Annotated in this window: 6 protein-coding genes and 1 pseudogene; 5 read left to right on the top strand and 2 right to left on the bottom strand. The window is 64.8% G+C overall.

The genetic code is table 11. The features are described 5' to 3' along the window. Positions 1 to 55 precede the first annotated feature (55 nt). On the bottom strand, positions 56 to 718 hold the full coding sequence (locus RKP46_RS00990; protein WP_311104904.1) for a hypothetical protein: 663 nt from the start codon (positions 716 to 718) through the stop codon (positions 56 to 58). On the opposite strand from RKP46_RS00990, the gene RKP46_RS00985 reads away from it, so the two are divergent. The 5 genes from RKP46_RS00985 (at position 692) to RKP46_RS00965 (ending at position 9,443) form a co-directional block, all read left to right on the top strand. After that, complete coding sequence (locus RKP46_RS00985) at positions 692 to 4,732, top strand: tetratricopeptide repeat protein (RefSeq protein ID WP_311104903.1); 4,041 nt, start codon at positions 692 to 694, stop codon at positions 4,730 to 4,732. The two genes, RKP46_RS00990 and RKP46_RS00985, sit on opposite strands and share 27 nt — an antisense overlap. Before the next feature lie 84 nt (positions 4,733 to 4,816). Continuing rightward, positions 4,817 to 5,437 carry a hypothetical protein gene (locus RKP46_RS00980; RefSeq protein WP_311104902.1) on the top strand — a complete coding sequence of 207 codons (621 nt, stop codon included), beginning with the start codon at positions 4,817 to 4,819 and terminating at the stop codon, positions 5,435 to 5,437. Further along, positions 5,434 to 6,444: a caspase family protein gene (locus RKP46_RS00975; protein WP_311104901.1), complete on the top strand. Its 1,011-nt coding sequence runs from the start codon at positions 5,434 to 5,436 to the stop codon at positions 6,442 to 6,444. The genes RKP46_RS00980 and RKP46_RS00975 overlap by 4 nt, the downstream gene beginning before the upstream one ends. A 64-nt stretch (positions 6,445 to 6,508) precedes the next feature. Continuing rightward, a complete protein-coding gene (locus RKP46_RS00970) occupies positions 6,509 to 8,029 on the top strand; it encodes a CHASE2 domain-containing protein (RefSeq protein WP_311104900.1) in 1,521 nt (506 codons plus the stop codon). 16 nt (positions 8,030 to 8,045) lie between these two features. Next, positions 8,046 to 9,443 carry a hypothetical protein gene (locus RKP46_RS00965; RefSeq protein ID WP_311104899.1) on the top strand — a complete coding sequence of 466 codons (1,398 nt, stop codon included), beginning with the start codon at positions 8,046 to 8,048 and terminating at the stop codon, positions 9,441 to 9,443. Positions 9,444 to 9,512: 69 nt separating this feature from the next. Here the strand turns inward: RKP46_RS00965 and RKP46_RS00960 are convergent. Beyond that, positions 9,513 to 9,853: pseudogene (locus tag RKP46_RS00960) on the bottom strand (MBL fold metallo-hydrolase); the annotation flags it as partial.

Raw genomic sequence — 9,853 nt, 5'->3', positions numbered from 1 at the left:
GCTCCCCACGATCCCCGCCATCCCGGCAACCGTGTAGGGGAGTGAATGATTACCACTAAAGAGCGTTGTTCATCTGAGAAGGGGTGAAGAGATCGTCACGAGCAGGCCGAGATACCAAGCGCGAGCGAGCGACGACACATATCGGAGAGATGGGCGAAAAGCGGGCGAATGAGTAAGCCCGCAGATCGGCGGCCATAGTAGATTTATTCACAACCACTGAGTCGACAGTAAAACGAGAGATTCCCTTCCAACCCGGAGACAAACCATGCTCAAGCACCGATTCTGTGTACTTCTGGTCGCCGCCTTGCTGCTGCAACCCACTGTCTTGTTGGCCGAAACGCCGGCGCAACCGGCCGCCGCTGAATTGGCGGACACGATGTCGATCCAGCGCTTGCGAGAACTGGCAGTGGAGGCGGGAAGTGCCAGGAACTGGCCGGCGCTGGTCGAGTACATTAGTCGCATACTTGCGCACCAACCAGACGATGTGTCGCTTCTTCTCCTCGTGCGCGCACAGGCGCTCAGCGAACTCGGACAAGACCAAGAGGCGCTGGCTGACTCGCAACGGATCGTTCTTCTCGAACCCAATTCGGCGCGCGCATGGAACGTTCTGTGCTGGCGCGGCATTCTGGCCAACACCCTGGCTGACGCCCGTACGGCCTGCGAGAAGGCCCGGACGATCGATCCCGGCAGCATGGCGGCGACGGCCAACCTTGGTCACACTTACCTGTTACAAGGCGATCGACACAACGCTTGGCAGTGGTATGAGAAAAGCATTCCGCTGGTTGACAGCGAGACGGATCTGGAGAACGGCCCGCTGGCCGACTTCTCGCTCTTCGTTCGCCGGGATTGGCAAGCGGAACCCGCCCGGGAGGCGCGGCAGAGGTTCGCCGAGCACAGCCGGGCGTGGCTGGCCAAGAAAGCAAAAGCGGCCAGCTTGGCCGCTGAAGAGCGCTTTGACGAGGCATTGACGCTCTACCGGGAAATCCTCGCGGCGCTCGAAGCGGCTAGCGGCAGCGACACGTTGAAGGTGGTGACGGCCCGGAACAATGTTGCCTTTCTCCTGGCGCGAGAGGGTGATCCTATCGAAGCCGAAGCCCTCTACCGTCGTTCGCTGGCGACCTCGGAAAAGCTCCTGGGCCCCGAGCACTTGGTCGTGGCCACCATTCTCGAAAATCTGGCGGACCTGCTTTCCCTGGACTCGGACAGCCCTGACGACGCCGAGCCGCTCTATTTGCGCTCGTTGGAAATCCGGGAAAAGGCTCTCGCTACGGAGGGTCGACCCGCGCATAGGACACTCTGGAATCTGGTGAGACTTTGCAAATGGAAGGCCACTTTTCTTGACCTTGAAAAAGCTGAGCGCATTTGTCGTCGGTCACTTGCGATCCAGGAGAGAATGCTGGGCCCCGAACACCTGGACGTAGGCGATACTCTTGAAAACCTGGCGGAGCTTACCCTGAACGTGAAACAAGGCCGCGAGGGAGAAGCCGAGGCTCTGGTTCGGCGGTCGCTTGCGATTCGCGAGAAAGCGCTCGGATCTGAGCACTGGGCCGTAGCCAAGAGCCTCTTGTTTCTGGCCACAAGACTGAGTGCCGGGGGGCGGCTTGTGGAGGCCGAACTCCTCCTCCGCCGAGCGCTGTCAATCCAGCAGAAAGCGCTCGCTTCGGATCCAGCATACGTAGCCAGGGGCTCCTTCCGACCAGCCGAACTGCACGCCAAGCCGGACGAACATGCCGACGCGGAATCCTTGTATCGCCGTGCACTCGCGATGCGAGAAGAGTCCCTGGATCCCAACCACCCGGAGTTGGCGACGAGCCTTTACGATTTAGCCGAACTGTACTTTGAGCAAGGGCGCTATGCCGACGCCGAGCCACTTTACCGTCGGTGGTTAGCAATCCCGGCGCAGCCGGACAGTTCCTCCCCGAGGACGGTCTTTCCGAAAGACCTAATAGCATGGGGTCAATCGTTGCAGCTTACTTTGTGTTGGGATTACGTCCGCAAAAAGGCATTGGTGAACGCTCGTGTTGCCTGTAAGGATGTGGTGATGATCGACCCAAGCACATCCAGCATGAGGAGTGCGATGGTGCACGTTGGCCACACCTATTTGTTGCAAGGTGATCGCAAAAACGCCTGGGTATGGTACGCAAGAGCCCTGCCGCTTATTAAGACGACTGATGCTATCGAGGTCGAACTGCGCGACTTCGATAGCTTCATCCAGCGAGGTTGGCAGCCCAGACTAGTCAAAGAAGCGTCCCATTGGTTCGTCGAAAACGGACGAGCATGGCTAAAGAAAGTGGAGACAGCGGACAGATTGTTTGCCGAGGGCCGGTACGATGAAGCATTGGTACATTACCAGGAAATCCTGGCAGCGCGGGAAGCATCCGGGGAAAGGGACGCTGAGGGGATGTCGAATACCACCCATAGAGTCGCTCGATCCCTTGATTACGTAGGCCGATTTGCTGAAGCCGAGCGATTCTACCGGCGCGCACTGGCGATTCACAAGAAGGCGTTTGGCTTGGACCATCGGGATGCTCCCGCGTATCTCCACAACCTTGCTCGTCTGTGCAGTACGTTAGGCCGCTACTCCGACGCCGAAGCACTGTACCGTCTGGCTCTGGCGGTAGCAGAGAAAGCGTGGGGCGCCGATAACCCCGTTACGGCAATTACCCTCAACAGCCTCGGGAAGCTTGCTCAGGATCAGCATCGCTATGCCGACGCTGAATCGTTCTACAACCGCGCGCTGGCGATCCGGGAGGCAGTGGTCGAGCCAGGGCATCGCTGGTACTTGGCTTTTTCCCTCTTGGGCCAAGGTTCGCTGTACCGGATGTTGCACCGCGATGCCGAGGCAGAGGCCCTCGAGCTCCGCGCGCTCACCATCCTCGAACAACACCTTGGACCTGAGCATCCAGAGGTAGGCTGGGCGCTCACTGAACTGGCGGTTCTGTACGTAGCGCAGAGCCGCAACGGCGAAGCTGAATCGCTGCTCCGCCGCGCGTACCGCATCGCCCTCAACGCCGGAGGCGTCGCACTCGCCTGGAACGTCCTGGGCAACCTCAGCACTTTCTACGCTGAGTCCGCACCGGACCTCGCCATCTTCTACGGCAAGCAAGCGGTCAACACGCTGCAAACCGTGCGCAAGCACCTGCAGGCCTCCCATGCCACGACGCAGAGATCATTCCTCGGTACCGTTGGGAAAAACTACCACCACCTCGCCGGACTGTTGATCGACGCCGGGCGGCTGGCCGAGGCGCAGCAGGTGCTGGCGATGCTCAAGGAGGACGAGTATCACGATTTCATTCGTCGTGACGCCGGCAACGACCCGCGCACGACGCGCGCGACTTTCACCGGCCGCGAGGTCGACGCCGACCGGAAACTGCAGAGCGCCAGCAGCCCGCTGACCAGACTCGGCATGGAAGCGGGAACGCTGCGCCAGAAGAAGGACGACGGCACCTTGAGCGCCGCCGAAGCCGATCGTCTCGCCACCCTTGAAAAGGAACTCCAGGCCGCGCACAACGCTTTCACTCAGACGCTCGACGAGCTGCGGAACATTTTCGCGCAGGTGGTGGACGACATGAACCGTCGCGTCGAACTGGAAAAGAAGAATCTCGGCCGCGAGCTGACCGACGTGATTGCCGATCTCGGGCCCGACGTCGCCCTGCTGCAATACATCGTCCTGCCCGAAGTGACGCACATCCTGCTGACGACCGGCAAGGTCCGCCTGGCACGCAAGGTGGCGGTCGGGGAGAAGCAGATCAACCGCGAGGTGCAGGACTTGATCGCCAAGCTGCGCAGCGTCGACGACGACCCGCGCCCGGCGGCGCGCGTGCTCTACGATCGGCTGATCGCTCCAGTCGCCGACGACCTGCAGGCGATCAACGCGCGCAAGCTGATGATCGCGCCCGACGGCGTGCTGCGCTACGTGCCGCTGGCGGCGCTCTACGACGGCGAGCACTACCTTGCGCAGCGCTACGCTCTGGCGCTATACACTGACGTCGCGCGCGACCGGCTGAGAGACAAGCCGCGCAAGGGGTGGAAGGTGGCCGGGCACGGCGTTACCCGGAAATGGGGTGCGCAGGAAGCGCTCGGCGCGGTGTCGAGCGAGATGGCGGCAATCGTCAGGCAACCCGGCAGCGCCGGCGTTCTGCCCGGCGTCGTCAAGCTCGATCAGGATTTTACCGCGCAAAGCTTCAAGGAAAGCCTGCGCGAACGCTTTCCGGTGGTGCATGTCGCCAGCCACTTTCGGTTCACTCCGGGCAACGAAACCCAGTCGTCGTTGCTGCTGGGCGACGGCAACCAGCTCTCGCTCGCCGCCATCCGCCAGGGCTATTCGTTCGCCGGCGTCGAGCTGATGACTCTTTCAGCGTGTGAGACCGCCGTCGGTGGTGGCGCTGGCGCCAACGGGCGCGAAGTGGAAGGCTTCGGCGTCCTGGCGCAGGAGCTGGGCGCCAAGGGGGTGATCGCCACCTTGTGGTCGGTCAACGACGCAAGCACCGCGCTCTTCATGCGCGAGTTCTATCGCCAGCACCAGCAGTCCGGTTCGTCGAAAGCCGAAGCCTTGCAGCAGGCGCAACTGGCGCTGCTTTCCGGCGCGGTCAGCGCACCACCCGGCAGCGCCGAGCGGGCCGAGTCCAGGCGGCTGACCGCGGGTGGCACGCCGTTCACGCGCGACCCCAAGGCGCCCTATGCGCACCCCTATTACTGGGCGCCGTTCATTCTGATGGGCAACTGGCTGTGAAACGCGCCGGGAAGCGGGTGGCAAGACCAGGCCGAGCGGCACGACGCATCATGCGGCAGTGCGCTTCGGGGTACACTTGCGGCCATGACTGAGCAAACCCGCACGGGCGCGCCCCTCCGGGCGGCCGAGGATGAATGGCGGCAACTGCTGGGCGATGCGCCGCCGATCAGCGCCAACGAGGCCGCCGAAACGGAGGAAGCGCGCGCTGTGCTGGCGGCGATGCGCGCCGAGGGCGCGGCGCTGTCGCCGAGCGAAACGACGCGACAAGTGGTCTGGCAGAGCATCGAAGCGGCGCTTGCCGAGCAGGCCCAGCAGGCAATGCCAGCGCCGCGCGCCTGGTGGCAGCGGCGCGTTTCTTGGCCGATCCTGGTGCTTGCCGGTGTCGCTGCCAGTTTTATCGGCGGCATCGCGCTTCACCAGCAGGCGCCGCCGGAGGCCGCTTTCGATTGGGTGGCCAGCCGCGGGGTAACACCGCGACTGGCCGTCGCCGACTTCACGGCGCCCACGCCTGCACTGATTGGCGAGTTGCAGGCGCTCGGCGTGGCCGTCGATTGGCAGCGCGCTGCGAACGAGATCCGGCTGTCGGCAAGTATTCCGGCACCGCTGCCAGCGGGTCTGGCCGACTGGCAGCGGCGTTGGCGCGTCGTCCTCGTCCCGGGGCAACCGCTGTCGCTGATCCTCGTTCCATCGGGAGACGGGTCGTGAACGGTCGCCGCTGGGGCGTTGCGCTGGCTTTGTGGCTGGTCTTGGCCAGCGCCGCCGGCGCCGGCGAACGACACGCCTTGCTGGTCGGCGTCGCCAAGCTCGAACAGCTTGCGCAGGCCGAAGTCCTGAGCGGGGTTGACAATGACATCGACCTGGCCGTCGAGATGGCGCGCGACTGGGGCGTCACGCCGGCTCGTCGGCAAGTGCTGGCACGCCGCGCCGGCGCCGATGCGCCGCCGACCTCGGACGCGCTGAAGTCTGCCTTCGACCGCCTGCTGCGCGAGGTACACGCCGGCGACGAAGTGTTGCTCTACCTGGCCGGGCACGGTACGCAGCAGCCGATCGGTCTTGCCGGCGACATCGGCGAACTCGACGGCCTCGACGAGGTATTCCTGCTGGCCGATTCGACGCCGTGGTCGGCACAGCGTGGCAGCGTCGGCCGCGCGCTGGTCGATAATGATCTGCGCGAGCGACTTGCTGTGCTGACTCGCCTCGGCGTTTTCGTCTGGCTGATCGTCGATGCCTGTCATGCCGGGACGATGGCACGCGGCGGGATCGACGATGGATGGGCAACCGACGAGTGGACCGCCGTAACGGTGCGCCGCCTGGCACCGGAAGTGCTGGGAATCGACCGTCAGCGCTGGTCGCAGGCCCTCGCGCAGAGCCTGACGAGCGTTCGCCGGACCTTGCGGCGCTTGCCCGGTCTGAGTTCGAGCGGGCTGGCCGACGGTGTCGAGATGCCACCGATCGCCGCTTTCTACGCGGTTCACGAGGCCGGTGATGCGCTGGAAGTTGCGCTGCGGCCCAACGGCCGGCGCGTCGGCTTGTTTACCTGGAAACTGAAAAGCACCTTCGACGCGCTACGGCAAGGCAAGGACGCGGCGCCGACCTTCGAGGACCTGGCGCGCGCGGTTCTGGCGGCTTATGGCGAAATGCCGGCGTTCGTGCCGCGACCGCTCTTCGAGGGTTCGGACTGGAGACGCCGCTTATGGCCAGTGGCGCACTGACGCCAAAGCGCGCACGCGGCGGCGGAATGGGTGAATCGCTCGGCGGCGAGCAGGAGAACGGGGCATGCTTTCGCCAGTGAACGCTTACTGGAACGTGCTGCTCATCCTCGCGCTGACCGTTTGCGTCTGGCTGGTCGGCTGCATCGCTGAGCAGTTGCCTGCCGTCGTCGAAAGGCTCAAGCAGCATGGCGCGACGCTCGTCGAACCACTCCGGCAACGTTACCGCACCTGGCCGCACTACTGGCAGCATTTCGCTGTCTGTTTCGCGCTGGGCATTGCCATCGAAACCGCATTGCATCTGGCGCACGGTCTTGGACCCGTCGCCCTCTGGCAACGCTGGGGATTCGACAAGACCGTCTCGCTGCTGCAGACGTACCGCGCCCTGGGCTGGATCGACCGCGAGCCGCTGCACAGCGATTACTCGGGTTTCGTCTGGGTCGATATCGACGAGGTGTCGTGGAGCGACCCACGCTGGGGTGGCGGCGAGCCGTTCCTGCAGCCACGGCGCGAGGTCTTCAAACTTGTCGACCGGGCTTTCGACTGGGGCGCGCGCGTCGTCTACGTCGACCTGTTGCTCGACGGCAAGTCCGGCGAGATTGAACGGCAATGGCTGGCAAAGCTGCACGACCGCCGCTTCGCCGACGGCAAGCCGCGCCACCTGCTGGCGGCGCGCAGTCTGCGTCAGCCGCCGGCTGGCCGCAGCCCGTCGAACGAAGCGCACGCAGCGCCTGAACTGCCGCGCTTGCGGCCGGCGTTCTGGGACGCCTATCAGGCGCCAGCGAGCGGCGTGCGTGTGCATCCGGTGCTGCCACACTTCCGGCCCGACAGCGACCTGCTCGTGCGGCGATGGTCGATCGGTCAGACGGCGGCGATCGGCGATGCCTCGCGTTTTCTGCCATCGCCGCAACTGGCCCTGTATTGCCTGCAACCAGGCCGCCACCCGTCGCTCGCCGCCTGGTGCCAACGTCTTGCCGAAACGCGCGAACGGGCGGACAGCGAGACCACGAAACACGGCGAAGAACACACCGACCACAATCCGCTGGCCAGCACACTGCTCTTTCCGTTCGGCAGCCAGGAGGGCTACCAGAAGGGCGATTTGGGGTATGGGCTGTTTCCGGCGCTGAGCGTTCTCATCAAAGCCGACGCGCCCATCGATGAGTTTCGCAACGCGATCGTCGTCATCGGCAGCAGCTACGAGGAGAGCCGCGACCACTTTTACACGCCGGTCGGTCGACTGCCTGGTGCGCTGCTCAATCTCAACGCGCTCGATACGATGTTGCGCCACGGGCAACTGCACGAGTTGCCATGGCAGGCCAAATGGCCGCTAGCGCTGACACTGATCGTCCTCGTCGCGGCGCTCTTCGCTTTCGGTAATCGGCTGATGGCGACCGTCATCGCGGGTGGACTGGTGGCCGCCGGCTTCATCTTCGTGATCGGTCCACTGTTGCTGCGACAGGGGCTGTGGTTCGATTTCGGTGCCCCGATGCTGGGAATCCTCCTGCATCGAAACATCGAGGAATTCATCGCGGCGCGACAGCGGGAGAAGGCTTCCGCTGACGGTCACGCGGACCACCCCGCTCACTAGCTTTGGGAGGAATGCCATGTCTGTTCTACGGGTAATTCATCAGTGGTGGCTCGTTTGTGCCATCGCGGCACTGCCGGCAATCGCTGCCGATGCCGTGAGCCTGGTCATCCACAGCGCGGACCCCGGCGTCACCGTGCAGCCGGCCGACGGCCCCGCGCGACCGGCTGTGCCGTGGCGCGTCGTCGGCGCCAGCGAGCGGGTATGCTTTCCCAAGGCTGGCGCGAGAGTGAGCTTGCGGCGCAGCGACCGCGCCGGCGACTTTGATTATCCGGCGCCGCAAGCTGGCTGCTGGACGGGCGCCGAAATTGCGCTCAGCTTGCGCGGGTCGGAGCATCGTTCGTCGCGGGAAGTTGTCCGCCAGTTGCGGGCAATCCTGGGCATCGACCGCCAGGGCGCCCACTCGCCGTCGACGGCTGCGGCACGCGACGGGGCAAATGCGTTCTGCCGAGTGACCGCCTATACCGATTGGCTGGTGCTCGACCAGCTTGGCGGCCTGAGCATGCCGGTCACCGCGGGGACCAGCGCCACCTTGACGCCGCTGGCGCCGGACGGTACGCCGGCGGCTCCACCGATCGCCATCGGGCAAACCGGGGGTGAGATCGTTCTGCCGGCGATCGGTGCGCCGGGGCAGGTTTTTCAGCTTGCGATCCGTGGTGGCCTCCAGGACGACACGTGCACGCTGCGTCTGCGCGTGGTTGCCGGTGCGCAGCATTCTGGCGTGGCCCCAGCGCCGCAAGCAAGCGGCAGCGATGCGCAGGAAGCTGCCTGGCAAGCGGCCGTGCATGCGCTGCGTCTGGTCGAAAACCACGGCCGCGCGTGGAGCCTCGAAGCCATGCGACAGATTGCGCCACACCGCGCCGTGCGCGAAGCCGAGCAGGCGCACGATCATCTCGCCAGGCCAAACCGGACCTGCGCCAACACCGAAAGCACCGAGCACCCGACGCGTTTTGACGCGCCTTTGCTGCGCGCCTCGACTTCACTGCTGCGCGCCGGGCAACGCAGTCTTTTCGTCGCCTGGCGTGGCGGATTGCCGCCCTTCCGCGTCACCCTGGCGCGCGAAGGCGATCCGACACCCATCGCCGAGCTGAGCGAGCTGAAAGGATGTGAAGCGTTTCTTCCGGCCACCGACTTGACGGCAGGACAGTATCGACTGGAAATCGCCGACCGGCGCAGCTACGTCTTCCCTGAAGCGAGCCTGCTGGTGGTCGTCAAGCAGGCAGCGCCACCGGCGAGCGACGGCGCCGAAGTGGCGACATGGCTGGCGCAGGCGCAGTGGCTGGCCGAGCAGGACGACGGTCGCTGGCGCTTCTCGGCGTTGCAGGATGTGGCCGCACGCCTCGGCGAGTTGCCCGAGGCGGAAGCATGGATCGCCAGGAACGGTCGACCGCCGGCGCTTTCGCCCGCCGTCCAGTAGCTTGGTTTGGTGCAGCCGCTGGCGGCCGGAGTGCACCGAGGTCGCGCTGCATCGCCTCTCGCTGGCCGGCTAGACGGCGAGCAGGATTCCGTCTTCGTCCTTCAGCATGCCGACGCGCAGCAGGTCGCGCACCAGCCACTGCGCCAGAAAGTCGATCGGGTGGTTCAGGTAACGCGCATTGACGCTGCGGCAGAAGCTCAATTCGGCGAGAAAGGCGGGCAGTTCGGCGCGCGGCAGGCGGCGCTTTTCCAGCAGGGCAAAGGCGACGATGACTTTCAGCGCGTGCCGTGCGAGAAGCTCGACGTCCTGCTCGAAAGCAGCCAGCTTGCGGTAGGCACAGGCAAAGGCTTCTTCGACCTCGACAAAGGGGGCGCCATGGCCGGGGATGACGGCATCTATCGCCAGCCCGG

It is taken from the genome of Accumulibacter sp. (assembly GCF_031732815.1).
Classification (GTDB): Bacteria; Pseudomonadota; Gammaproteobacteria; order Burkholderiales; family Rhodocyclaceae; genus Accumulibacter.
Note: the sequence above shows the minus strand (reverse complement) of the source record. Positions and strands in the feature narration are given on the sequence as shown.

Coding starts and splice junctions, on each gene's coding strand:
- RKP46_RS00970 (WP_311104900.1), top strand. CDS start 6,509: ATGCTTTCGCCAGTGAACGCTTACTGGAACGTGCTGCTCATCCTCGCG.
- RKP46_RS00985 (WP_311104903.1), top strand. CDS start 692: ATGGCGGCGACGGCCAACCTTGGTCACACTTACCTGTTACAAGGCGAT.
- RKP46_RS00980 (WP_311104902.1), top strand. CDS start 4,817: ATGACTGAGCAAACCCGCACGGGCGCGCCCCTCCGGGCGGCCGAGGAT.
- RKP46_RS00965 (WP_311104899.1), top strand. CDS start 8,046: ATGTCTGTTCTACGGGTAATTCATCAGTGGTGGCTCGTTTGTGCCATC.